The 23,918-nt window shown below is 41.8% G+C and carries 22 protein-coding genes; 7 read left to right on the top strand and 15 right to left on the bottom strand.

From position 1 onward, the window contains the following. Nucleotides 1-48: 48 nt before the first annotated feature. The 9 genes from PLE34_RS01855 to PLE34_RS01895 form a co-directional block, all read right to left on the bottom strand. A complete protein-coding gene (locus tag PLE34_RS01855; RefSeq protein ID WP_324553645.1) occupies nucleotides 49-972 on the bottom strand; it encodes a hypothetical protein in 924 nt (307 codons plus the stop codon). A 3-nt stretch (nucleotides 973-975) separates the two neighbouring features. Then, complete coding sequence (locus tag PLE34_RS01860) at nucleotides 976-2,034, bottom strand: MBOAT family O-acyltransferase (protein WP_324553647.1); 1,059 nt, start codon at nucleotides 2,032-2,034, stop codon at nucleotides 976-978. A 454-nt stretch (nucleotides 2,035-2,488) separates the two neighbouring features. Continuing rightward, nucleotides 2,489-3,514 (bottom strand): hypothetical protein, encoded by a 1,026-nt coding sequence (locus PLE34_RS01865; RefSeq protein ID WP_324553649.1) that lies wholly within the window; start codon nucleotides 3,512-3,514, stop codon nucleotides 2,489-2,491. Between the two features lie 63 nt (nucleotides 3,515-3,577). Next, a complete protein-coding gene (locus PLE34_RS01870; RefSeq protein WP_324553651.1) occupies nucleotides 3,578-4,345 on the bottom strand; it encodes an FkbM family methyltransferase in 768 nt (255 codons plus the stop codon). Between the two features lies 1 nt (nucleotide 4,346). Next, on the bottom strand, nucleotides 4,347-4,910 hold the full coding sequence (locus tag PLE34_RS01875) for an acyltransferase (protein ID WP_324553652.1): 564 nt from the start codon (nucleotides 4,908-4,910) through the stop codon (nucleotides 4,347-4,349). Beyond that, complete coding sequence (locus PLE34_RS01880; RefSeq protein ID WP_324553654.1) at nucleotides 4,861-6,099, bottom strand: ABC transporter ATP-binding protein; 1,239 nt, start codon at nucleotides 6,097-6,099, stop codon at nucleotides 4,861-4,863. Before PLE34_RS01880 ends, PLE34_RS01875 begins: the two co-directional genes overlap by 50 nt. An 8-nt stretch (nucleotides 6,100-6,107) precedes the next feature. Beyond that, entirely contained in the window at nucleotides 6,108-6,932 is an 825-nt protein-coding gene (locus tag PLE34_RS01885; RefSeq protein ID WP_324553657.1) for an ABC transporter permease, read from the bottom strand. Nucleotides 6,933-7,070: 138 nt separating this feature from the next. Then, entirely contained in the window at nucleotides 7,071-9,446 is a 2,376-nt protein-coding gene (locus tag PLE34_RS01890) for a GumC family protein (protein WP_324553659.1), read from the bottom strand. Nucleotides 9,447-9,533: 87 nt separating this feature from the next. Continuing rightward, nucleotides 9,534-10,364: a polysaccharide biosynthesis/export family protein gene (locus PLE34_RS01895; RefSeq protein ID WP_324553660.1), complete on the bottom strand. Its 831-nt coding sequence runs from the start codon at nucleotides 10,362-10,364 to the stop codon at nucleotides 9,534-9,536. Nucleotides 10,365-10,958: 594 nt separating this feature from the next. On the opposite strand from PLE34_RS01895, the gene PLE34_RS01900 reads away from it, so the two are divergent. After that, entirely contained in the window at nucleotides 10,959-11,174 is a 216-nt protein-coding gene (locus PLE34_RS01900) for a hypothetical protein (protein ID WP_324553661.1), read from the top strand. Nucleotides 11,175-11,193: 19 nt separating this feature from the next. Here PLE34_RS01900 and wecB read toward each other — a convergent pair whose 3' ends face one another. Together wecB and nusG are read right to left on the bottom strand one after the other, a co-directional pair. Then, complete coding sequence (gene wecB, locus PLE34_RS01905; protein WP_324553663.1) at nucleotides 11,194-12,294, bottom strand: non-hydrolyzing UDP-N-acetylglucosamine 2-epimerase; 1,101 nt, start codon at nucleotides 12,292-12,294, stop codon at nucleotides 11,194-11,196. 123 nt (nucleotides 12,295-12,417) lie between these two features. After that, nucleotides 12,418-12,924: a transcription termination/antitermination protein NusG gene (gene nusG, locus PLE34_RS01910; protein WP_324553665.1), complete on the bottom strand. Its 507-nt coding sequence runs from the start codon at nucleotides 12,922-12,924 to the stop codon at nucleotides 12,418-12,420. 669 nt (nucleotides 12,925-13,593) lie between these two features. Here nusG and PLE34_RS01915 point away from each other — a divergent pair. Both PLE34_RS01915 and PLE34_RS01920 read left to right on the top strand, forming a co-directional pair. Continuing rightward, the gene (locus PLE34_RS01915) at nucleotides 13,594-13,827 is read left to right on the top strand and encodes a hypothetical protein (RefSeq protein ID WP_324553667.1); all 234 of its coding nucleotides are present in this window, start codon (nucleotides 13,594-13,596) and stop codon (nucleotides 13,825-13,827) included. 241 nt (nucleotides 13,828-14,068) lie between these two features. After that, nucleotides 14,069-14,845 carry an enoyl-CoA hydratase/isomerase family protein gene (locus PLE34_RS01920; protein ID WP_324553669.1) on the top strand — a complete coding sequence of 259 codons (777 nt, stop codon included), beginning with the start codon at nucleotides 14,069-14,071 and terminating at the stop codon, nucleotides 14,843-14,845. Here the strand turns inward: PLE34_RS01920 and PLE34_RS01925 are convergent. Then, nucleotides 14,832-15,236 carry a phytoene desaturase family protein gene (locus PLE34_RS01925; protein ID WP_324553671.1) on the bottom strand — a complete coding sequence of 135 codons (405 nt, stop codon included), beginning with the start codon at nucleotides 15,234-15,236 and terminating at the stop codon, nucleotides 14,832-14,834. The two genes, PLE34_RS01920 and PLE34_RS01925, sit on opposite strands and share 14 nt — an antisense overlap. Before the next feature lie 49 nt (nucleotides 15,237-15,285). Between PLE34_RS01925 and fumC the strand changes: the two genes are divergently transcribed. After that, complete coding sequence (gene fumC / locus PLE34_RS01930; protein ID WP_324553673.1) at nucleotides 15,286-16,692, top strand: class II fumarate hydratase; 1,407 nt, start codon at nucleotides 15,286-15,288, stop codon at nucleotides 16,690-16,692. A gap of 687 nt (nucleotides 16,693-17,379) precedes the next feature. Here the strand turns inward: fumC and PLE34_RS01935 are convergent. Continuing rightward, nucleotides 17,380-18,240: a hypothetical protein gene (locus tag PLE34_RS01935; RefSeq protein ID WP_324553675.1), complete on the bottom strand. Its 861-nt coding sequence runs from the start codon at nucleotides 18,238-18,240 to the stop codon at nucleotides 17,380-17,382. 24 nt (nucleotides 18,241-18,264) lie between these two features. Beyond that, entirely contained in the window at nucleotides 18,265-18,942 is a 678-nt protein-coding gene (locus PLE34_RS01940; RefSeq protein WP_324553677.1) for a lipoprotein signal peptidase, read from the bottom strand. A gap of 199 nt (nucleotides 18,943-19,141) precedes the next feature. Here PLE34_RS01940 and PLE34_RS01945 point away from each other — a divergent pair, with 199 nt between their 5' ends. From PLE34_RS01945 to PLE34_RS01955, 3 genes are all read left to right on the top strand, one after another. After that, the gene (locus tag PLE34_RS01945) at nucleotides 19,142-19,486 is read left to right on the top strand and encodes a hypothetical protein (RefSeq protein ID WP_324553679.1); all 345 of its coding nucleotides are present in this window, start codon (nucleotides 19,142-19,144) and stop codon (nucleotides 19,484-19,486) included. Between the two features lie 241 nt (nucleotides 19,487-19,727). After that, nucleotides 19,728-21,326 (top strand): SulP family inorganic anion transporter, encoded by a 1,599-nt coding sequence (locus PLE34_RS01950; RefSeq protein WP_324553681.1) that lies wholly within the window; start codon nucleotides 19,728-19,730, stop codon nucleotides 21,324-21,326. Nucleotides 21,327-21,375: 49 nt separating this feature from the next. Beyond that, nucleotides 21,376-22,014: a carbonic anhydrase gene (locus tag PLE34_RS01955; protein ID WP_324553683.1), complete on the top strand. Its 639-nt coding sequence runs from the start codon at nucleotides 21,376-21,378 to the stop codon at nucleotides 22,012-22,014. A 428-nt stretch (nucleotides 22,015-22,442) separates the two neighbouring features. Here PLE34_RS01955 and PLE34_RS01960 read toward each other — a convergent pair whose 3' ends face one another. Continuing rightward, entirely contained in the window at nucleotides 22,443-23,903 is a 1,461-nt protein-coding gene (locus PLE34_RS01960) for a M20/M25/M40 family metallo-hydrolase (protein WP_324553685.1), read from the bottom strand. Nucleotides 23,904-23,918: the final 15 nt, after the last annotated feature.

Consider the following 23,918-nt stretch of genomic DNA (forward strand, 5'->3'; position numbering starts at 1 on the left):
AGTTAATTGGCTTCTAATTAATTTATCATATTATATCTTGAACTAAACTCATTTCAAATGGTGTTTCAACTCTTTATTAAAAGCAGCAACTCCGTCTCTATTTAAATGGTGCTTATCATAAAAATCCAGGCTATCGTTTAAATGCATTAACTCGTTAAAATTGTAATAGCTAACGTTATAGGTATTCATCAATGAATCAAAAGCCTGGTTATTGATATATGAATGATAAAAACTTGAAGTTACCGGTGCGTATACCAGAACCAACTCAATTTTTTTTGTTTTAATTCTTGTCACGGTTTTTTCAAATGCCTTAATTTGTTCACGTCTGAATTCCCATTGCTTTGCGGGCTCACAACAGGTGTCGGAGAACTGCTGCAAATCTTTTTCAACATATCCCCCCCGGATATAGGTATCATTAAATTTCTGCTTTCTTACCGGTTCGCTAAAGGAATTATACAAATGTAAAGCCTCACACCAGGAGCTATAAATTAAAGTGTTGTATGTGGGAATATCATTTATCTTAAATGCCATTATTACAGAACCTATATCATTTTTATCATTGGATATGATGTCCAATGCTGATTCAACGCCATCAATACAAAAGCCATTTGGAAACACCTCATAAATAATCATTTTAGGGGTTACTTTATCCAGGTAGCGTTGTAGCAGCAAATCCGTTTGAATAGGTGTTTGGGAGTTGCTGCCTAAATTAAAGGTTTTCATTCCGGGAAAATTCCGGGGGTCAAATCCACGATAAGCATGTGATGAGCCCAGGAATAAAATATCTACTCCTTTATCCAATTGTTTAATTTCTTTTAACCTGGAAAAAGTATAACCATAGCCCCCTTTCACATATTTAATATTTGGCTTAAACGACTGAGGAAAGCGCCACCCCCAAAGTAAAACCGACACCAGGTAAACCGGTATTGCAAAAACAACAAAAAGCAACAGTCTTTTTAAAAAAAAAATCATCACCTAAAACTGAAAATAAATAAACGGACTCTCATCCGTTTTCATATACACTCCCATTAGTACAATAATGAAACTGTAAAATGCCCACCTCAGTAACCTGTGCCAGCCTGTACCAATATTTGCAATAGCGTATGGTTGTGCTCTCCCTATCCATTCGATAATATTAAAAAAAGCCAGCAGGCAAAACATAGGTGCCGGAGCAATAGCAGTACTTATAAAATCACTTCCTTTAGGAACCGTCAGCAAAGACAGGGAGAAAATACCCGAAAAATAGGATAACGCATGTTCCATATTCTCTGCTCTGAAAAAGACCCAGGCAAGCACTGTCAACCCAAATGTGATTATCATGCTGATCAGTTCTTGGGGGGCAGGTAATATCCGCCCCTGTGCCACAATTTCCATATTGTTCCTGTTTCTGTTGGTTAGCATAAGCGGCAAAAAGTAAATGGCGTTTAATGCGCCCCAGGCTATAAACGTCCAGTTAGCACCATGCCAGAATCCGCTAACAATAAAGATGATAAAAGTATTTCTTATTTTTTTCCAGGTTCCTCCTTTGCTGCCACCAAGGGGAATATAAAGATAGTCTCGGAACCAGGAAGACAGAGAGATATGCCATCTTCTCCAAAACTCCGCGATATCCCTTGAAAAATACGGAAATGAGAAATTCCTTAACAGTTCTATCCCGAAAAGTCTTGCGGTTCCCAGCGCTATATCAGAATATCCGGAGAAATCTCCATAAATCTGGAAGGCAAAAAATATGGCGCCAAGTAATAGGACACTTCCCGGGTAATGAGAGGAATTATTAAAAATCAGGTTTGCATAATCAGCACAGTTGTCCGCAATAACCACTTTCTTAAACAATCCCCATAAAATTTGGCGTAATCCATCAACCGCCTGGTTATAGTTAAACACTCTCTTCCTCTTAATTTGTGGCAAAAGGTGCGTAGCCCTTTCTATCGGACCAGCCACCAGCAATGGAAAAAAGCTCACAAATACCGCATAATCTACAAAGTTCCGCTCGGCTGTGATTTTATTATTGTAAACGTCAATTACATATGACAAACCATGAAAAGTGTAAAATGAAATCCCTACCGGAAGTATAATATTTAATACCCATGGATTTACATTTAATCCCAAATTGGACAGTGCTTCTGCAAAAGTTTCTGTAAAAAAATTATAGTATTTAAAAAAACCTAAAAAACCTAAATTGACTATAATGCTCAACAAAAACCAAACCCTCTTTCTTTGTTGATTATCCGCCTCCGACATTTTTATACCGGTATAGAAGTCGAGCAGGGTTGAGAACATTAACAAAAACAAAAACCGCCAGTCCCAGCAGGAATAGAAATAATAACTTGCAATTAAAAGAAAGGAATTTTGAATCTTCAGGTTTCTATTAGCAATAAACCAATAGATGAAAAAAACAACCGGTAAAAATAATGCGAAACTGAACGAATTAAAAAGCATAGTGGTTTAGACAGTATTATACTGCCTGATTTTATGCCTAAATATTTTCTTATTTGTGAATAATATAGGCGTTGCTATCGATTTCAAATTTCTTGAATTTACTATTCAAAGGGAAACCACTAAAAATATATTCTGATACCGCAGTTTTATCATTATTATAAGAGATTTCAGAATTAAAAATGAAACCAAGCTTTATTCTCATTGCCAGGTACCTCATCTTTATCTTTGATCGCCCTGTTATTTGAGAAATATAACCTTTAATGCCCCGCCTGCAGTTAGGATAAAAATAATTATATAACACATAGTGCATAGCTGCCATATTATTATTATCACCTCTACTTATTTTAAGAAAAAGCGAAGACATCTGTCTTAGGAAGTACATAGTAGTAGTATAAGAACCGCCTATAATGCCTGCATTATACAGGGCTAAATCAAAAAAATTACCAGGCATAGAGCAACCTAGTTTTTTTGAAAGCTTTGCAACGGAATTTATATTCCAGTTCGACTGGTAGATTTTGTTTCCACTACCCCGCCCAACGAAGATTGTATTTTCGCTCTTCTGACCGAAAAAAGGGAAAGGATCTGATGTAAAGGTCACATCATTCCCGTCAGTAAAAAGAATATAAGAAGGGGAATAACGTAAAAAAAAAAGATAATAAATAATGAACCGCTCATCGTTTAAGCTAAAATTACCGAGCTTACATTTCACAAACCTTATATTAGGCGTTTGATACTTTTGAATAAATTCTTTCGACAAATTATCATAAAAAACAATACCAAACAGGTTTAATTGTAATACACTAAAGTACCAGGGTTCTATGTATTTGATATCATCAGCATCTACCTGGATATTCCGTTGAGGGTCTGTACTTGTTGTGAAGTAAGTGGTACATACAACAGCGTCCCCAATATGCTCAATTTGTTCAACCTCTCTTTCTGCTGCAAGCAGATCAACATTTTCAATCTTGTAAAGTTGATCCCTGTCATCCATTAAAACATTTTTGAATCGCTGCAATTTCTCTTGAACTTCAATACTGCGGCTGGATGGGCAATCAAAATTACTACTCACCTTCATTTTGTTTCACTCCAATTGATTAATGAAATAGTTCTTAAGAAATAGATGTTATTCTTATACGCATTATAGCCTGTGCGCCCAAATGTTCAGTTTCATATCCTGGTTTAATTCTGCTGAATTATCGATGAAGTGATTTGTTTTTTTGAATTCATCTTCTATAAAATATCTGAACCCGTTTTCTTCGAACATCTGTAAATACTTTGAAAGATATTGCGGATCGTTTACAAAAGAATGATATTCCAGGAATATGTGATCCAGGTTGCCGATATTGTTCCTGATATCCTCAATGATAAATTTTTCAGCCCCCTCAATATCAATTTTCAAAAGATCCACTTTTTGCTGAAGGTATTTATGCAGGGGAATTGTTTCTACCTCATAACTGGACTCAAGATTCTTCTCAACAATCAATGATCCGGATATTTTCTCATTGGTTGTAAATAGTTGTTTCCCCTCTTTGTCAGATAAAGCCTTATTAATACATGTAACATCTGCGAGTTTGTTTTCCTGAACATTTTTGACCAAAGAAGCATAAGCTTTTTTGGAGGGTTCGAAAGCAATAATTCTGGACTTGGGATATTTTCTTTTCCAATACAATACTCCGAGTCCAATATTAGCCCCTGCATCTATAATTAGCGGACTATCAGTGTTACTTGTAAAATTGTATATGTCTCGTTCAAAAATATGTCTGAAAACCTTTGTTATACATGCTAAGTCATGTGTATATAACTTAAATTTTTCAAACACTTTATAGTGGAATTCTCCTTGCTTCTTTATTTCAAGTTTCTGTAAGTTTTTCCGCTTTCTGAATCTATTTAAGAGTTTGTTCAACATATTATTCTCGTATTTTTATTACCCTTGCAGGAACACCGCCCACTATTGCATTTTTTTTAATATCTTTTGTCACCACTGCTCCGGCGGCTATTATGGAGTTTTTTTCAATATTAACTCCATCCAGAATATTAACTCCGGCTCCTATCCAAACATTATCTCCTATTTTTATGCCTTTCCTTTCTATTCCCTGTAATCTTATGGGAGTATCTAAATCTTTGAATTGGTGATTGGCGGGGATAATTACAGTATGAGTTGCTATGCGCACTTCGTTACCAATTGTTAGATTTCCATGCCCATATAATACACAGAAAGGATTGATACTTGTATGATTGCCTATTTTTATATTTCCGCCATACGTAGCAATAATTACGTTTTCAAGAATATTGCAGTTATCGCCTATTTCAATCGTTCCTCCTTTTTCATTATTTAATATCACGGTGCTGTCAATGTGTGTATTTTTACCAACGACTATATTCTGCCTGTTTCCCTTGAGAGTAAAAGAGGAATTGTCTTTCTTAAGCCTTAGTTTTGAGAGTAGATTCCACATTAAGATAAATTTTGCCAAAGTTATTGTTTAGGAATACACCACTGCCATACACATCCTTTGACAGAATGTGAAAAACATAAGCATTCTCGATATATTCCAGCCGGCCTCCTTTTTTATAAGCAACAGAAATATCTATTATATATTTTCCTTCAATTAAATTGGGACTTTCTATTTTAAACAGATAACTGTCATTATTTTCTTCTGAATTATAAAGAAGCTTTAAGGGTTTCATTGCTGTGCTAAACGCTGATATTTTTTGGTCAAATTCATCCTTTATAAAAAAACCTAAATGTAACCCTTGTATTTCCTTAATTCCTTTCGCATTGATTTGTATGGTAAAATCAGTACCCATTTCAAATTCACTTGCAATAATATTATCACAGTTGAACATCAAAACTTCATTAACATACTTTGTGTTAGCCAGAATTTTGCTACCCAAAATATCATTCCCTTTTAAATAATGCTCAATTGATTCTTTGGCCGTACCAATGTAAGCCACCTTACCCTTATCTAATAGCATACCCCTATTACAAAGATTTTCAACAGCAGCCATGCTGTGACTAACGAACAATACCGTCCGGCCTTCTTTGCTGCTCACATCCTTCATCTTACCTAAACTCTTTTTCTGAAAATCTGCATCACCTACGGCAAGCACTTCATCTACCACCAAAATCTCCGGTTCCAGATGTGCTGCTACAGCAAAGGCCAATCTAACATACATTCCGCTGCTGTATCTTTTTACTGGGGTATCCAAAAAAATTTCTACCCCGGCAAAATCCACTATTTCATCAAACTTTGATCTTATCTCAGATCTTGCCATGCCTAGAATAGCGCCATTTAAAAAAATATTCTCCCTGCCAGATAATTCAGGATGGAATCCGGTGCCAACCTCCAGCAATGAAGCTACTCTTCCCTTCAGGGATATTTTTCCCGTAGTAGGCTCTGTAATCCGGCTCAGCAATTTGAGAAGGGTACTTTTACCTGCGCCATTTCTGCCTATTACGCCAATCCGGTCGCCGCGGTTGAACTCAAAATTTATATTTTGCAAAGCCCAGAACTCCTCTCTTACATTACTGCTTTTGTTATTAAATAACCCTTTTATTGTTTGGGAAACAGTATCTCTGAAAGTGGCATAACGTTCGGTACGTTGATGATCAATTATATAACTTTTTCCAAGACCTTCTGCTTTTATAATAATATTACTCATGTATCACTTTAAATAATATCCGCAAAGGATTTTTCCATTTTTCGAAACTTTGTAATGCCCATCCACAAAAAGAGAAGGGATATAAGAACAGATATAAGTAGACTTTCCACATTTAAAGCCGGTTCTCCATTAAGCAGGCTCCACCTGAACCCATCAATAACTCCCACCATTGGATTGAGATAAAACAGCAATCGGTATTTTTCAGGAATAACACTGGTACTGAACCCTACAGGAGATACATACAAGCCAAATTGAACGATAAAAGGCACTATATACCTGAAATCGCGGTATTTTACATTTAATGCTGTTATCCATAAACCAATGCCAATTGCTAGCGTAAAGGCAAGCAAAAGAAAAAGAGGCAGGAAAATAATCTGCCAACCGGGCAGGTATTGATAAAAAAGACACAGCAGCAGCATTAAAAAAAATGCAATGAGAAAATCAATCATACTCGTAATTACCGAAGCGGTAGGTATAATCAACCTTGGGAAATAAACTTTTGAGATGAGATTGGTGTTGCCGATCAGGCTATTACTTGCTTCACTGATTGCATTGGCAAAAAACTGCCATGGCAGCATGCCTACATATACCATAATGGCATAGGGCGCACTGCCCGCAGCGGGTAATTTGGCAACTTTGCTGAAAATAAGCGTGAATACGATCATTGTGATTAAAGGACGCAAAACGCTCCATAAAACGCCCAGCACAGTTTGTTTATATCTTACTTTTATGTCTCTTAAACTCAGTATATAAAAGAGTTCCCGGTATCTCCACAAATCCTTCCAGTAATTCTTTTCTGCTTTACCTGCTTCTATAATTAGTTCTTCAGCCATAATCAGTTTATACACTTTTCATGCGATGTCTGTTAATCATCCTCTTGATTAAGAATAGGTAGTATCCCCCGCCAGATTATCATATTGGGTAAAAGACTTCGATGAGTTTAAAAGTACTACAAAGCAAGAGTACTATACTCATCCTCTCTTACCAAAAAGTTTTCTGAACTTTGACTTTTTACCGGTTTCTGTTTGAAAATAATCTCCTCCATATCCATAACCGTATCCATAACCATAATACGTACCTCCCCCGTACCCATAATAACCTTTATAGCGTCCCTGGGTTTGAATATCGTTTACTACCAATCCCATATTGGGCAGGCGCTTCTGCTGGTACAGGTCTTCTACCATGCTTAACTGCCTTTTAAGGGTATAGCCGTGGCGTATAATATAGAGGCTGGCATCGGCGTAGTCGCTGAGGGTAAAGGCATCGCTTACTAAGCCCACCGGGGCACTGTCTATAATAATATAATCAAACCGCGTTTTCAGCTCTTCAAACAATTTGCCTACCTGTTTGTCTAACAGTAATTCCGATGGATTGGGGGGAACAGGTCCGCAGCCTATTACGTATAAATTAGGAAATTCCGGCACCGGCTGCACAATTTCCTCTATGCCGGCATTGCCTATAATATAATTGCTCAGGCCTTTTGTGGTTTGCATATTCAGGCCTTTGAGCAGGCGGGGCTTGCGGATATCAAATTCCAGCACCACCGTTTTTTTGCCGGTAAGGGCCAGGGCCGCGCCATAGTTGGTGGCCACAAAAGATTTGCCCTCACCACTTACAGAGGAGGTAACAAGTATAACAGGTTGATTTACTTTACTAATCATGTACTGGACATTGGTGCGCATAATGCGGAACTGCTCGGCCACCACCGTACGACTCCCGGCCTGCACGATGAGGGTTTCCTCGCCGGCATGGCCAATTTCACCAATAATGGGCGCCCGGGTTTGCCGGGCAATTTCTTCGCGCTCCCTGATCTTATCGTTCAGCATTTCCAGTAAGGCTATAATGGCCACCGGGATCAGTATGCCTGCAAAAAGCGCTATCAGGTAAATATTTCTTTGATTGGGCTTCACGGGGCTTCCCGTGCTGGTGGCTTCTTCCAAAGGACTGGAGCTGGCTACGGTGGCAGCGGCGGAAATGGCGGCTTCCTCTCTTTTTTGGAGCAGAAATAAATAAAGGTCCTGCTTGATCTTTTGCTGGCGCTCAATATCCAGCAGGCCCATGGCCTTGGATGGTATTTTTCGAACGGCTGTACGGGAGCGCGTTATTTCCTCCTTTAATTTGTTAGAAGCAATGGCATAAGACTGCTGTACGTTTTTAAGGGCTTCCAATATCTGTTCCCGCAGCTTTTCTATACTGTGGTCAATGGTGGCAATGGCCGGGTTGGCGGCGCCGGTGGTTTGCAGCAGATTATTGCGCTGCAACTGCAGGGTATTGTACTGGCCAAACATGGGGCCCAGCACGGGTTCCTGTATGCCCAGACTGGCGGGCACGAGGCTGTTGCGGTTGGCGGGGTTCTGCATGTATTGCAGCAAATAATCCAATACCCCGCTTTGTACCTGCTGGCCGATGAGTTGTTTATTGCTCTCAGATAGTATTTCAAACTGCTGGGCAGATTGTTGGCCGAGGTCTACCACTTCGTTTTTTTCACGGAACCTCAGTATCCCGCTTTCCACATCTCCCAGCTCGTTCTTAATGGTATCCAAACGCTCGTCAATGAACTGCATAGTGGCCTGCGAAATGCGGCGCTTATCTTCTATATTCATTTTGCCGTATTCCACCATCAGGGCGTTGATCACGTCTTTGCCATAGGCAATATTATCCGTTTCAATGAACAGATCAAGGATAGTAGCCTGGTCAATGGTTTGGGCGGTGGTAATGGCAGACGCCAGGTTAGCTGATGCACTTGGGAGCGGGCGGTAGGTGATCAAAAAATTATCGCTGCTATAATTCTCAAAAGATACTGCGGGAGCCCTGCTAACACGAAAAACCCCGGATTTCGTTTCAAATACCTTGTCGTATTCGATAGCAGTATTGGTGTTGGGAAAGCGGAAGCCTGTGTCTGAAGCCTCAATTTCAAGGGTAAAAGAAACAGCGGAATCTTTCAGGGACAGGATTTCTAAGTATATAGGTGAAGCGCCATACACATTGGACGACCGAACATTGCCTTTATTGTAATAGCTTACCTGCAGTCCCAGGTTTTTTACTACCCGGCTAACCAATGGCTTGGACTTCAGGATCTCCAGCTCATTTTGGAGATTGAGGTTGCCGGAGAACATGAACATGTTTTCGAGGCTTTCCCCGCTGCCCCTGTTATCGCCTTCCTTATTAATGAACAGGCTGCCGCTTACCTTGTAAATGGGGGTGGCATATCTTACTTTAATAAAGGCAAGGGTAAGTGCTATTAAAATAAAGGCCGCCAATAGTGGCCAATAGCGCAGGTATTTAAAGATAAATTCCTTTAAGTTAAATTCCCTGAGCGGCTGGCCGGTTTCATAATTATCTTGCATGTATACGATTCATTCGTTTAGGATTCAATTGTAAAAGCAGCATTAAACAAAAAATATAAAGTACGGTTCGCCGGCCTCCATTGTTTTCTACCGGAAAATTTGAACGAGTACCAGGGTAAGGGAAAGCAGGATGGAGGAAATGGTGGCCGCCCGCGCAAAATTACGGTTTGCAGTTTGCTCTGACACGTCTGGCTTTTTGGGATTCGTTTTTACAATTATAATATCGTTTTGCTGCAGGTAATAATAAGGAGAAGTAAACACCTCAGGATTACTTACATCTAAATATCCAAAACTTCTTTTACCGTTGGTTTCTCTTACCACCATAATGCTGTCTTTTAAACCAAACATATTAATATCTCCGGCCATACCCAGGGCTTCTAAGATGCTGATCCTTTCGCCCGGTATACTATATATCCCCTGCTTTGTTACTTCACCCAGCATGGTAAATCTATAGTTCAAAAAACGGATATTGCAATAGGGGTTCATGAGGTATTTAGCTAATTTTTCTTTGAGCATGTGTTCCAATCCCGCCTTGGTCAGTCCTTCCACATGCAGCTCACCCAGCAACTGGAAGCGGATATTGCCGTTGGCATCTACTAAGTAGCCGGGCATGCTTTGGGCAGCGGTTCCTGTTGTGCCGGTGGCTGTGCCTGCTCCGGAAGCGGCGCCGGTGGCCAGCGTGGTATTCATTTGCTGGTTAAATACGGCAGTGACTTCCGGGTTGTCGCTGTATACGGTAATGCCTATCAGGTCGCCTTTCTGGATCAGCGGCTCGGGCAGGCTGATCCGGCTGAGGGCGGCGGTATCAATGGGGCCCTGCAGGTATTGCACCGGCCTGGTGGTGCGGCATGAAAACAGCAGCAGGCTGAGCGCCAGTGTAAAAAAGGTATTATGATATATACATTTATGAATGGTCATTCACCTGTATTTATGGTATTGTAGTGGTTGATATCTTTTCTGCGGGGAATTAACGTATGGTAACCGGAGATATTATATAAACGCATTACGAGGCCCTAAAGGAATTAAAATACCATATAAATATAGGGTCGAAGCAATCCCCTGGTCCGGAGGCTGATAATTTTTATAAATTAGGACTACTGCTCCGCTTCGCTACATGGGGCTTGCTTCGGCGTGGATAGCTGTTCTAACTTCCGTCATCCGTTCACGCCTCGCAAAGGCGGCCTATTTTATAAACGTCATTGCGAGACCCAAAACTAATTTAATGATGCATACTATATTTAAGGGGCGAAGCAATCCCCTGATCCGGAGGCTGATAATTTTTATAAATTAGGACTACTGCTCCGCTTCGCTTCAATGGCTTGTCTACCGCATGTAGGCGGCTCTACCTGCCGGCAGACAGGCTTCGGCGTGGATAGTTATTCAAAGTTCTGGCATTCGTTTACGCCAAAGACGGGCCTTTTATTATATCCTGCTCACTAACCCATTGCTCAGCCGGTATTTTTCGCCGGATTCGGGGCAACTGGCAAGGCCGGCTTCATTAAAAAGCAGCTTATGCCCATATGCGCTCATCCACCCGGTTTGCCGGGCGGGATTACCGGTTACCAGCGCGTAAGGCAAAACAGCGCGGATAACTACAGCGCCTACACCTACAAAAGCATATGGGCCAATTTCATTTCCGCAAGCAATGGTGGCGATGGCGCCAATAGTGACCCCTTTTCTTACTATGGTCTGGCGGTACTGATCCTTCCGGGGTATAGCGCTTCTTAATGCATGCGGCTTTATGCGTTTATAGGATGTCTGCCAATATTTTTACAATGCGGCCTGATGAGTTTCCATCCCACAAACAAGGTATTTCACCGGTTTTGTACTGCCCGTTGCGGATGGTGGTTATAAACCCTGCAATGCTTGCCGCATCAAAGGGCACCAGGGTGTTGGTGCCTGAAGTGCAGGTAACCGGCCGTTCCGTATTGGGGCGCAGCGTTAAGCAGGGCTTTTGAATAAAAGTGGTTTCCTCCTGTATACCACCGCTGTCTGTTATTACAAACCCGGCGGAAGCAATAAGCTTTTGAAATGAAAAATAATCTAAAGGAGGAGTGGTGATAATATTTTTATTGGCGGTGAACAGGTCTATTAATCCAAAATCAGACAGGTTTTTCAGCGTTCGCGGATGAATGGGAAACACCAGCTTATAATGCCCGGTTATATTTTCTATAATGGAAAGCAGCTGGGTTAAGCCGGCCTTATTATCCACGGTAGCCGGCCGGTGCATGGTCATGAGGGCAAAAGGCTGTTCTGTAATGCCCAGTTCACCGGTTATGGTGCATTGATCTATTTTGTTTTTGAAGGCCACCAGGGTATCAATCATAGTATTGCCCACAAAAAATATGTTGTCTTTTGGTTTGCCTTCTTTAGCCAGGTTATCCATCCCGCTTTGTTCCGTAACAAAAAAGTAATCGCTGATCTCGTCTGTGAGGATTCTGTTGATTTCTTCGGGCATCGTTCTGTCGAAGCTTCTGAGTCCACTTTCCAAATGGGCAACCGGGATGTTTAATTTATAGCCCGCAAGCGCAGCTGCCAGCGTAGAATTTACATCTCCTACCACCATCAGCAGGTTGGGAACGCCGTTTTCCCCAACTAACTTTTCGAGGCGGAGCATAATTTCCGCTGTCTGGCTGTTGGGAGAACCGGGGGGGATGTTCAGGAAATAGTCGGGAACAAGCTCAAACTGGTCAAAAAACACATCTGCCATTTTCGCATCATAATGCTGGCCCGTATGTATAATTTTGATCTGAATATTTTTATATGCTTCGGCTGCTTTTTTAAACTGGGTAACTTTTATAAAATTGGGGCGGGTTCCTACTACAATGTATACCTGTTTTACAGTCATTTTAAAGGGTTAATGTGGTTTTGGTTTTGAAGGATTAAAGTTTGAGATTGCATTTCGCTTCGGATCTCAGACTTCTATAACCGCAGTTTGTTACGCGATGAGAGTAATGTATGCTTTGCCTTTTTATATCGGCCTTATTTCATTACTGCTCAGTTTGGCTGTCAGCCTGAAGCCAAGACTTTCTAATACTACCTGCACTTTGTTTTTATCTGACCGGATCACAATGCCCTCCTTATCCATAAGTACGCCGCTCATGATTTTTACCCGCTGGTTGGGGGTAAATACCACGGATTCAACCTCAACATGCTCATATTCATTCAGGAACCGCCTGATGGTATGGATCTCATCCTCTTTTATAATGGCGGGTTTGCCGTTCCAGTACACAAAGTTCACCACCCCGCTAACCATTCTTACTTTTGTCATTTCATTTTCTTCCACCTGCACAAAAACATACGATTTAAACAGGGGCTCATGCACAATTTTGTAGCGGTCGCTCCACTTTTTTCTTACCTTATTCAAAGGGCAGTACGCCGTTATTTCCTGTTCCTGTAACAGGGCATATACCTTTTTTTCCCACCTGGGCCTGGTATATACGGCGTACCATTTTTTATTTTTAGTGTTGTTGTTCATGATTAGTTAATGGTGGAAAAGACAAGACTGATAGGTATGGTTATTGTTTTTGATTTATCGTTGCCGGGCGAAGAGGTATCAGGTGAGTTTATGGTTTTTAGTTTGTGGCTGCATTTGTCTTCGGATTTAGAACTTTCTGCTTCGGACCTGAACGTTGTTACGAGACCTTAAACTGACCTGAATGATGCGTAATATTTTTTAAAGGGCCTCCCCATTTCCCATAGCTTCGCCACCTCAGTCACAAATTCATTTTTTGTAACCGGCAAATGGGTTCCTGTTCATAGCCGCCACCTGAGCATATATCGTACCGGATTGAATGCCGTACGCGAAACCGGGTGCGCCGTTGGATCGGTGCAGGAACTTCAACAGATTCAGTGGCTTATGCAAAGCCTCCTGAAAATTTCTTTCCGCAAATATAGATGTAAAAAGTAATTCGGGTATCAGGTATCAGGTGTGAGCACAGGTGAGAACTGCTAACGATGGGATGAATGTTGCGCGGTGAGACAATTCCCGGATTTCAGATTTGAATATTCCATTCGAATTTTATCAGCCATGGCAGACAGGCCTGCATGCCGTCTGTCCGTTAGGCCGGGCTGGCAGCTTCCTGCATTTTCTTTAACATCTTAGTATGGGTAAGAAATGAGAAAAATATTAACTTCGTTCCCTGTAATGAAATATATTTTATACATACTTCTTGGTTATGTGCTTTACCGTTTTATTACGGGCTTTTTGTTTCCTGTTTTCAGAACGGGTAAACAAATAAAAAAGCAGTTCGATGAAATGCAGCAGCGCATGCAGGATAATAATATGCAACAGCCGTCTGCCGGCTCGCCTTCCCCGCAGCAACAGTCTGCCCGCAAATCACCCGTAGGAGAATACATAGATTTTGAAGAAGTGAAGTAGTGCTATGTCAAACGTGAAGGGTGAGCGGTGTGAATGGTGAGCAGTGAATGCACTATTAACTATTGTCAGTTCACTTCCTTCCACCTTTGTTTTCTCCCTTTTCACGATAATATACAGACATGATTTGCCTGACTTTACAGTAGTTTCCCGGTAGTATATTTTGCTGATACCTGATACCGCATTGCCAATAAAGCATCCTACCTTTACCTGCCTAAAATTGATAGACCGTTAAATAAATTTTATGCAAACGTTATCCCTGTCTTTTCACAACCATACACTTATCATCACCATCAACCGCCCCGACAAGCTGAATGCGCTCAACAAAACAGTGATACAAGAGTTGAGTGGGGCAATGGACGACGTATACAATAATGCGGAAATAAGATCTGTGATCATTACCGGTAGCGGCCCCAAAGCTTTTGTTGCGGGGGCAGATATTAGTGAATTTGCCGCGCTTGATACCAAAGGGGGAAAAGTAATGGCCGAAAAAGGCCAAATACAGGTGTTTAATAAAATAGAACATTGTTCCAAACCGGTTATAGCTGCCGTAAATGGTTTTGCATTAGGCGGCGGCTGTGAGCTGGCTATGGCTTGTCATTTCCGCATTGCCAGCGATAATGCCAAATTCGGCCAGCCCGAAGTTAACCTGGGGTTGATCCCGGGCTATGGAGGTACCCAGCGGCTAACACAACTCATCGGTAAAGGAAGGGCTATGGAATTACTGATGACCGGTAGTATGATTGACGCCGGCACTGCCCTGCAATATGGATTGGTGAATTATGTGGTTCCGCAGGAAGATCTGATGAATAAAACCTTATCGGTCGCCGAACTTATCAATACCAAAGCGCCATTGGCAGTAGCAGGATGCATAAAAGCGGCCAACGCCGTTTTTGATGAACACAAAAATGGCTACGAACTGGAAATAAATATTTTCGGGGAGCTGTTTGATACCGCCGATGCGAAAGAAGGCGCTGCCGCTTTCCTCGAAAAAAGGCAGCCGGTATTTAAGGGGCTTTAATATTGAATATATCTTTTAATGCACGTCTTGCCGCATGATAGCCACACATGCCATGTACCCCTCCGCCCGGTGGGGTAGAAGACGAGCAGATGTACATACCTTTTGCTGAAGTGCGGTAAGGCGAAAGACGCAATGCAGGCCGGGTAAACAACTGACCAATATCTTTTACAGAGCCATTGGGCACATGGCAATAGGCCCATGCGGTATGCTTTCCTTCCGGCGCCCTGGAAGGATCGAATAAACTTTGTTGGGCTAACAATACAAAAGGCTTACCGGGATGATTGCCAATAATTTCCGGGAATGATTTTCCAGGGTATGATACCACTAAAATAACGCAGCCCTGCCAATAAACCCGTAAACCTGTAATTTTGCAGCGTTCGGAAGAACGCATCCGCTTCGTAACTGATTTTATAATTTCCCTAAAATAGCAGCATACTACTATGGATTACAGGATAGAAAAAGACACAATGGGAGAAGTAAAAGTTCCCGCTCATGCGTACTATGGCGCACAAACACAAAGAAGCATTGATAATTTCAAGATCGCCCGGGATATTAACCGCATGCCGAAGGAAATCATTACTGCATTCGCGTATCTTAAAAAAGCGGCGGCTGTTACCAACTTTGAAGCAGGGATTCTGCCACAGGAAAAAGCAATGCTTATCGGTAAGGTGTGTGACGAAATATTAGCCGGCAAATTAGATGAATATTTCCCCCTGGTGGTATGGCAAACCGGCAGTGGCACGCAAAGTAATATGAATGTTAACGAGGTAATTGCCTACCGCGGGCATGTATTGAATGGCGGCAAGCTGGATAACAGGGAAAAGTTTTTACATCCTAATGATGATGTCAACAAATCACAGTCAAGCAACGATACCTTTCCAACCGCAATGCATATTGCAGCATATAAGATCCTTGCAGAGCTTACCATTCCGGGAATACAAAAGCTGAGAGATACGCTGGCAGCTAAAAGCAAAGCGTTTATGCAGGTGGTAAAAATAGGACGCACACATTTTATGGATGCCACCCCATTAACCCTTGGACAGGAGTTCAGCGGTTATGTGTCGCAATTAGATCATGGGCTAAAAGCCATTAAAAACACCTTACCTCATTTAAGTGAACTTGCCCTGGGCGGTACCGCAGTGGGTACAGGGATCAATACGCCAAAAGACTATGCCGGAAACGTAGCCCAACATATTGCGGCTTTAACCGGACTGCCTTTTATAACTGCGGAAAATAAGTTTGAAGCATTGGCCGCGCATGACGCAATCGTAGAATCGCACGGCGCTTTAAAAACAATTGCGGTGAGCCTGATGAAAATAGCGAATGATATCCGTATGCTTTCTTCAGGGCCACGGAGCGGGATAGGCGAAATTTTCATCCCCGATAATGAGCCGGGTTCCTCCATTATGCCCGGTAAGGTTAACCCTACCCAATGCGAAGCTTTAACCATGATAGCGGCACAGGTAATGGGCAATGATGTGGCCATTAATATTGGCGGAGCAACGGGGCATTTTGAATTAAATGTTTTTAAGCCGGTTATGATCTATAATTTTTTACACAGCGCCAGGCTGATCGGCGACGGATGTGTAAGCTTTAATGACCGGTGCGCCACAGGCATTGAACCCATTGAAGCGAATATAAAAGCGCATGTAAACAATTCCCTGATGCTGGTAACGGCATTAAACACAAAAATCGGTTATTATAAAGCCGCCGAAATTGCTCAAAAAGCGCATAAGGAAGGCACTACCTTAAAAGCCATGGCGGTTAAGCTGGGGTATGTTACACCCGAACAATTTGATGAATGGGTACAACCCGCTAACATGGTGGGGGAAATCAACCAGGGATAGGCAGAAGTTTGGAATGGATTGTGAAGCTATAGCAGTTACATGGCGCAGGTTACAAGTTTTGCTGAAAGCTGATAGCTTTCCGCTATAGCAAGAAGGCATCTCACCACACGGGAGATGCCTTTTGCTTAAACCAACTACAACATGAGAAAAAAGACGGTGCTAAATATTTTTTGAAACAGTTAGTATTTCTAAAACGGACATTAGATAAGATTAGTATTTACACCCGGAAATAATACATGCAAATTATAATTGCATGGTATGCCGTTATTGTATTTGAAGCGGTAATTCAACAGAAAAATTAAATTACCATTTGATAAACTCTGCCGCCGGCAGTAGAAATTACCTGCAAGATTAACATAATGAAGCATTTAACCAGGCTGAATTTTTTTTATTAAAATGCAAGAAAAAAACAGCAAAAATATTTTGATCTGTGCTCCGTTTAAGTATCTCAGGTATGACAATCACAAACGGATTTATATTCTTATTCCCTAACCCATCATCACCTGCAGGATTTTGTAAAACCTGCGCCTTAATTGTACCCTATGGCTGTGCTAATTCCACGGCCGCTTAATCCATACCCATAACAAAGCCTGCCGATTGATTTCACAACCTGGCGGCAACTTTGTAACAAAAAAGCCCTCCTGTTCAGGAGGGTTTTTTTGTAAAAGTACAATCCGGTAATCCTTATTATTTACATTGATATTCAAACTTTGTGAGTCCGTCTACTAAAGGTAAGCCGTCTACAATATCGCCCGAAGCATATAATTCAGTAACATAATCGTCAGAAGAAAATTTATAATTTTTATATTCCGTATTGTAGGCCTGTATTTCATTGCCATCGGCATCATATATCTTAACTGCGATTTTTTCCAGGAGATTTTTTGACTTCTTCCCCATATTTACTGAAAATATGTAAAGTGCCAGTTCATGCGCATCGGGAAAAAAGTATAAAAAATTTTTCACCGTTTTAGCATCATTATAGCTGAGCTCCGCGCTTAATGCCAATCTTTTGTCGCCGGTAGCCTCATTTACTTCCAACCCAACAAGGTTGCCATTTATCCAGTCATATTTGTATGTAAAAAATGGAACGTCAGGACTGTATGCGGGCAGAAACCATTGCTTGCTGTGCAACTGTCCGTCTGCATCGTATGCATACGTATACTTATAGCGTTCAGAGCTTGTATCCAGCGGGTTTTCCAGGGTATGAAACTCCTTTACCCGCCCGGAACCATCCAGTACAAAAAATTCGTTTTTATTAACCCTCATGGTGTCATTGCTATAGGTAAAATCTGCATGATAGCTTACTGTTCCGGAAGTGCTGTCATACCATTCTGTTTTATGGGCAAGGTTATTAACACCGGTGGTAATATGAAAGGAACCGTATCCCCGGCCTGAAGCCGAATCGTAGGGTGTAACCGTAACAATAGAACAATCATTACCCAGGGGGGGAGGGCCGCCGGTTGCATTTTCGTGACTAAACTCTTTTTTGCAGGATGTAAAAAGAGCGCAAAGCACCACAATGGAGCATACTAATTGGAGTATCCGCATATCAATTATTCAGCGTACAGGTATTTACGATACCTGCACTTCATCATTTACGGTAGTGTTGGTCTCTACCGTTGGGTGCTGCTCCTTCTTTTTCTGCTCAAAAAAGCGTTTCTGAAATAACAGGATCGTTATAACGCCAATGGAAATGGAAGCATCGGCAATATTAAAAACGGGTCTGAAGAACTCAAAGTCTTCTCCTCCCCAAAAAGGCACCCATTGCGGGAAATGCGCATCGGTAATAATGGGAAAATATAACATGTCTACTACCCGTCCATGTAAGAAGCCGGCATAGCCTTTTTCAGGAAAAATTGCCGATACATACGGATTAAATATATCCCCGCTGTTCTCAAATATCAGTCCGTAAAACATGCTGTCTATCAGGTTGCCAATGGCGCCGGCATAAATTAAGGTTGCGCAAATGATAAAACCCTTGTGATAGCCTTCTTTAATGATATGCCGGATATAATAAGTACCGAATACCACGGCAAAAAGTCTGAATAAAGTAAGAATAATCTTGCCCCATTCTCCCCCCAGTTTCCAGCCATAAGCCATGCCTTCGTTTTCAATAAAATGGAGCCGGAACCATGAACCGAGAATGAGTTTCTCCTCACCGAGGTAAAAATTGGTTTTTATCCAAATCTTAAAACCCTGATCAATAATAAGTATTGCTAATGTGAGAAAAATAACAGATTTGAATTTCACTATCTACAGTTTAAGCGCAAACCTACAGGAAAAAGCTGATTTTCCGACACTTCAAACCATCCCACCAGGGCTAACTATCCCTGCAATAAAACGGCTCTCCTAAAACAAAACAGATTTATACCACACTATGATACCAAACCGTTAACATTTTTTAAATATTAGTATAGTTTTAATCATTTCAATTATCTTTGACGGGTACATGCCAGCAAACAAAACATATAAGATAAAGCATCATATATCGGCGGTTCTTATGATCTTTACGCTATTGTGGCTTACCGTGAGTGCTCCGCTTATCCTGGACTTTCAGCAACAGCTAAACAGCAAATCATCCGGCGTTGTTAATCAAACAGCAGAAGAAAATACAAATCCATTTTCCGGCCTCAATGAAGAAAAATGCAGTTCGAATACTTTTTCAGAATATTTACATGAAGCATTAACGCTTTCTGAATTCAATACGCCCGGTCTTGAACACAGCAACCACGCTGGTTCGGTTATATATATCGCTTATTACGGAGAACTGATCTCCCCTCCTCCGGAAGCATAATCTCCTTATTTCATTTCTACCATTCTATAACCATTACAGCTTGTCTTTAACTGCCGCATTATTGTATAATGCAAGCCATTAAATGATAAGCACGCTGGTTTTATTTTGTTGTATTAATCCCGGGCTTAACCCGGCGCCAACTCATGTTGTGCAGGTGGGATACCTGCACTTAAAACAAAACTATTTGTTGCAGAGCGGGGAAAACCCTGCTCCGATTTCTGTTATTTAATTGTTATAAATTATGAAAGATCATTTTACAAGATATGTAAGAAGCATTCCGGGTGATTTTGGTGCTTCCATCGTAGTGTTTTTAGTGGCCTTGCCGCTTTGCCTCGGAATTGCCTTAGGCTCCAATGCCCCACTATTCAGTGGCATTATTGCGGGTATAGTTGGCGGCATTATTATAGGTACGCTCAGCGGTTCGCAGTTAAGTGTGAGTGGTCCTGCAGCCGGACTTACAGCTATTGTGGCCGGAGCCATTGTGATGCTTCCTTCATTTGAAGCATTTCTGCTGTCGGTAGTTATTTGCGGTGTTTTTCAATTAATATTGGGGTATGCCAAATCCGGCGTTATAGGAGATTATATTCCTAAAAGCGTGATAAAAGGTATGCTGGCGGCTATCGGAATTATTCTAATTCTGAAGCAGATACCGCATCTTATCGGATACAACCGGGATTTTGAAGGCGATCAGGCTTTTTTACAGCCTAACGGTGAAAATACCTTTACGGGAATCTGGCATTCGCTGAATGCTATAACACCCGTGGCCATATTCATTGGCGTAGTTTGCCTGGCGTTCCAGTTTTTGTGGGGCACACTGGTAGCAAAAAAAGGCGGCTGGATGAAGCTGATTCCCGCTCCATTGCTGGTAGTATTGCTGGGCGTAGGTATTAATGAGTTTATAAAGTGGCAAAGCGTGGCGTATACTCTCGGGCAGGAACAAATGGTTAATATTCCTGTTGCTGCTTCGGCGAAGGAGTTTTTCTCTTTTTTTACTTTCCCCGACTGGGGTAATATATCCAACAAGCAGGTATGGATCTCCGGAGTTACGCTGGCTTTGATAGCCAGTCTTGAAACGTTGCTGGGTATAGAAGCTACAGACAATCTTGATCCACAAAAAAGAATAACGCCTGCCAACAGGGAATTAAAGGCACAGGGCGTGGGTAATATCGTATCCGGACTGATAGGCGGTTTACCGTTAACCAGCGTTATTGTTCGTTCTTCGGCTAATGTATATGCCGGCGCCAAAACAAAAATGTCTGCTATCTATCATGGGTTTTTTATTTTGCTCAGCGTGGCTTTTATACCAAGGATATTAGGCCTCATCCCTTTGCCGGCACTGGCAGCTATTCTTATTTACACGGGTTATAAATTGGCCGGACCATCCCTCTTCAAATCTTTCTATCGTAAAGGTTGGGACCAGTTTTTACCATTTGTGGCTACTATTACTATTATTTTATTTACCGACCTGCTCGTGGGTGTGCTCGCAGGCTTAGCCATAGGGTTGTTTTTCTCTGCCCGCAGCAATTTTAAAACAGCAGTATTTATTGTAAACGATAATAATAATTATCTTATCCGCTTGCGGAAAGATGTCTCCATTTTAAATAAGAGAGGTATAAAAAGCAGGCTGGATGCTGTTCCTGAACATTCAAGCGTATTAATTGATGCAACCCGTGCCGATTTTATTGACAGGGATATTGTAGAAATGATAGACAATTTCACCCGGGAGTCGCATAAAAAAAATATTAAGGTGGAATTTAAAACCAATGCTGTTAAAGATTATGGGTTTGATGCTGAACTTTTGAACCAGCCCCAAAACAAAAGAACGGCAATAACAGTATAACAATATGCCGGGCAATCCTTTTACATTATTAACCTTAAAAAAAACTACAGTGAAATCGCACGAAAAATTATTACTCGAAAATAAAGCGTGGGCAAGCGAGAAAATAGCAATGGATCCTGATTATTTCCAAAGGTTGTCTGAAGTGCAAACGCCGGAATTTTTATGGATAGGCTGCAGCGACAGCCGGGTGCCTGCCAATGAAATTACAGGCACCCAGCCAGGCGAGATATTTGTACATCGCAATATTGCCAACATGGTTATTCATACGGATATCAACCTGCTGAGCGTGCTGGATTACGCGGTGAATTTTTTAAAAGTAAAACATATAGTGGTTTGTGGCCATTATGGTTGCGGCGGGGTTAAAGCGGCTATCACTAATAACGATTACAAAGCATTATTAAATATGTGGCTCCGCGGTCTTAAGGATGTGTACCGCCACAACAGGGAGGCGTTAGATGCTATTGAAGACATGGATGCCAGGAGCGACAGGCTGGCGGAGCTCAATGTAATGGAACAGGTAGTAAGGTTATCGGAAACAACCATCATTCAAAACGCGTGGAAAGAACAGGAGGCCCCTGATCTTCACGGATGGGTATACGGATTGAAAGACGGATTGCTGAATCCTGTTATGGAATTAAAAGCCGGCAGCAGGGTTGATCCGATATTCAGGTATGACAATTTAAAATAACGTAAGCTCTGGATCTTATTGAATCACACAGGAGAAACACCGGAACATAGATTTCATTGACATTAAAACACGATATGGGTTTTTCTTTGTGTGCCAGGAGGTGTTTCCTGTGTTTGTTATCTTCAACACATAGGTACAATAGGGTCATAGGAAAACAGAGGGTATATTAACAACTATGTACGTCTATGCTTCTATGTGGTAAATATTCAGAAAAAGAACAATTACAAACTGATTTTCGTTTCCGAACATCCAAAATTCACGTTAAAATAGTAACGAAGGGGTTGTCTCAAAAGTAATATTTTGCCACGAAGTCGTTAACCTGCCTGTGATAGGTAGAGGCACGAAGAAAATAAAATGGGCAGATCAGGACTTTGCGTCTTAGTGGCATATCTTCTATACCGGCTCTTTTGAGACAGCCTCTTTTTTATTTAATCTTTCCACCGCCATTCGCCTGAGATCTGTAAAGCATCTTTAAGGTTGCTTTTCAATAATGCCTCTTTTAACTCTTCGTCTGTTAAACGTTTGGCCTTTAACGCAGGTGCGTCTGCCAGTCCATACAGCAACATGGCGCTGAAACGTATGGTATTTTTCATTTCCTGCTCATTCACGAGGTCAAAAACATCACAATCGGCATGATAGCAGTTCAGGGCCTCCCGGCTGAGGCTACCCGCTACACTGCCGGCAGGAATTCCCCGGAGCATAAAAGGTTGATGGTCGCTGTGCAGGCCGAAGCCTGACCGGAATGTATTGGAAAACGAAGTGTCAATGGTTTTTGCTATGCTGCCGATGGCCCGGAAAAGCGGTTCATCCTCGCTGGTAGTGGCTGAATATCCTTTGGGATTATTCGACATGTCGAGGTTGAGCATATATTTGATCTGTTCCGCGGCGCCTTCCTGCAGTACATTTTTTACATACGCTTTTGAACCGAGCAGTCCCTGCTCTTCTCCCATAAACAAAACAAATTCTACTGTACGTTCGGGTTGCAGGTTCAATGCTTTAAAAGTACGGGCAATATCTATTACCGAAAAGGCGCCAATACCATTGTCAATAGCGCCTGTAGCCAGGTCCCAGCTATCCAGGTGCCCGCCGATCACAATTTTTTCAGCGGGGTTTACTTTACCCCTGATCGTGGCAATTATATTCCGGGCTTTTATTTTACCTGCAAAATTGGTCATTGCAATGCTGGCAGTGACAGGTGTTGCCTGCAGTTGCTTTTTTAATTGCATGCCATCTTCATTGCTTATGCAAATCGCCGGGATGCTGATTAGCTTACCGGTTACTGATGCGGTGCCCGTAAGTAAAATATTCCCCGGCGCGGAATTAAAGAAAATGATCCCTTTGGCCCCATAGCGGATAGCCAAAGCTGTTTTTTCCGACCGGTGCAAATTTCGTAACCCGCCTGCTGATCCCGGCAGTATACCCAGTGAAACCAAAACAATTTTATCTTTCGCTGCGCCGGGATGATTGAGGTAATCTTCCTCCAACCCATTACCCATATCGGCTATGCTGCCTGAAATAGCTGCTTCTACAGGAGAATGTGCCAGCGAAACTGCCTTGTAGTTTTTATTATTGATGATAACAGACAGCGTACCCCTGCTCCAGCTTTCCGCTTCAAAGGGAGCATATTGCACAGCTAATCCATACGATTTTAAAAGTTCGTAAGCATAGGTTTCGGCCCTGTTCCCCTGGGCAGAGCCGGTAAGCCGGTGCCCGATATTTTGGGTAACCGTTTGCAGGTTAGTATAGGCGGTGGAATGTTGCAGCACTTCATCATTTATATCTTTGAAAACGGCAGTCCACTCCCCACGGGATTGCGCACCAATGCTATTGCTAAAAAAAAGAAAAATAACTGCTGAAGTAATAAAACGTATGGTATTCAATATAGTCATTGTATTTTAAACGCG

This window comes from Agriterribacter sp. (assembly GCF_035445465.1).
In the GTDB taxonomy this organism is placed as follows: domain Bacteria; phylum Bacteroidota; class Bacteroidia; order Chitinophagales; family Chitinophagaceae; genus Agriterribacter.

What these genes read in the sequence shown, in the direction of transcription:
- PLE34_RS01950 (WP_324553681.1), top strand. Translation starts at nt 19,728, where the DNA reads ATGAAAGATCATTTTACAAGATATGTAAGAAGCATTCCGGGTGATTTT.
- wecB (WP_324553663.1), bottom strand. Translation starts at nt 12,294, where the DNA reads ATGACTGTAAAACAGGTATACATTGTAGTAGGAACCCGCCCCAATTTT.
- PLE34_RS01890 (WP_324553659.1), bottom strand. Translation starts at nt 9,446, where the DNA reads ATGCAAGATAATTATGAAACCGGCCAGCCGCTCAGGGAATTTAACTTA.
- nusG (WP_324553665.1), bottom strand. Translation starts at nt 12,924, where the DNA reads ATGAACAACAACACTAAAAATAAAAAATGGTACGCCGTATATACCAGG.
- PLE34_RS01925 (WP_324553671.1), bottom strand. Translation starts at nt 15,236, where the DNA reads ATGCGTTCTTCCGAACGCTGCAAAATTACAGGTTTACGGGTTTATTGG.
- PLE34_RS01895 (WP_324553660.1), bottom strand. Translation starts at nt 10,364, where the DNA reads ATGACCATTCATAAATGTATATATCATAATACCTTTTTTACACTGGCG.
- PLE34_RS01915 (WP_324553667.1), top strand. Translation starts at nt 13,594, where the DNA reads ATGAAATATATTTTATACATACTTCTTGGTTATGTGCTTTACCGTTTT.
- PLE34_RS01935 (WP_324553675.1), bottom strand. Translation starts at nt 18,240, where the DNA reads ATGCGGATACTCCAATTAGTATGCTCCATTGTGGTGCTTTGCGCTCTT.
- PLE34_RS01865 (WP_324553649.1), bottom strand. Translation starts at nt 3,514, where the DNA reads ATGAAGGTGAGTAGTAATTTTGATTGCCCATCCAGCCGCAGTATTGAA.
- PLE34_RS01880 (WP_324553654.1), bottom strand. Translation starts at nt 6,099, where the DNA reads ATGAGTAATATTATTATAAAAGCAGAAGGTCTTGGAAAAAGTTATATA.
- PLE34_RS01920 (WP_324553669.1), top strand. Translation starts at nt 14,069, where the DNA reads ATGCAAACGTTATCCCTGTCTTTTCACAACCATACACTTATCATCACC.
- PLE34_RS01960 (WP_324553685.1), bottom strand. Translation starts at nt 23,903, where the DNA reads ATGACTATATTGAATACCATACGTTTTATTACTTCAGCAGTTATTTTT.
- PLE34_RS01945 (WP_324553679.1), top strand. Translation starts at nt 19,142, where the DNA reads ATGCCAGCAAACAAAACATATAAGATAAAGCATCATATATCGGCGGTT.
- PLE34_RS01870 (WP_324553651.1), bottom strand. Translation starts at nt 4,345, where the DNA reads ATGTTGAACAAACTCTTAAATAGATTCAGAAAGCGGAAAAACTTACAG.
- PLE34_RS01885 (WP_324553657.1), bottom strand. Translation starts at nt 6,932, where the DNA reads ATGGCTGAAGAACTAATTATAGAAGCAGGTAAAGCAGAAAAGAATTAC.
- PLE34_RS01900 (WP_324553661.1), top strand. Translation starts at nt 10,959, where the DNA reads ATGCCCATATGCGCTCATCCACCCGGTTTGCCGGGCGGGATTACCGGT.
- fumC (WP_324553673.1), top strand. Translation starts at nt 15,286, where the DNA reads ATGGATTACAGGATAGAAAAAGACACAATGGGAGAAGTAAAAGTTCCC.
- PLE34_RS01855 (WP_324553645.1), bottom strand. Translation starts at nt 972, where the DNA reads ATGATTTTTTTTTTAAAAAGACTGTTGCTTTTTGTTGTTTTTGCAATA.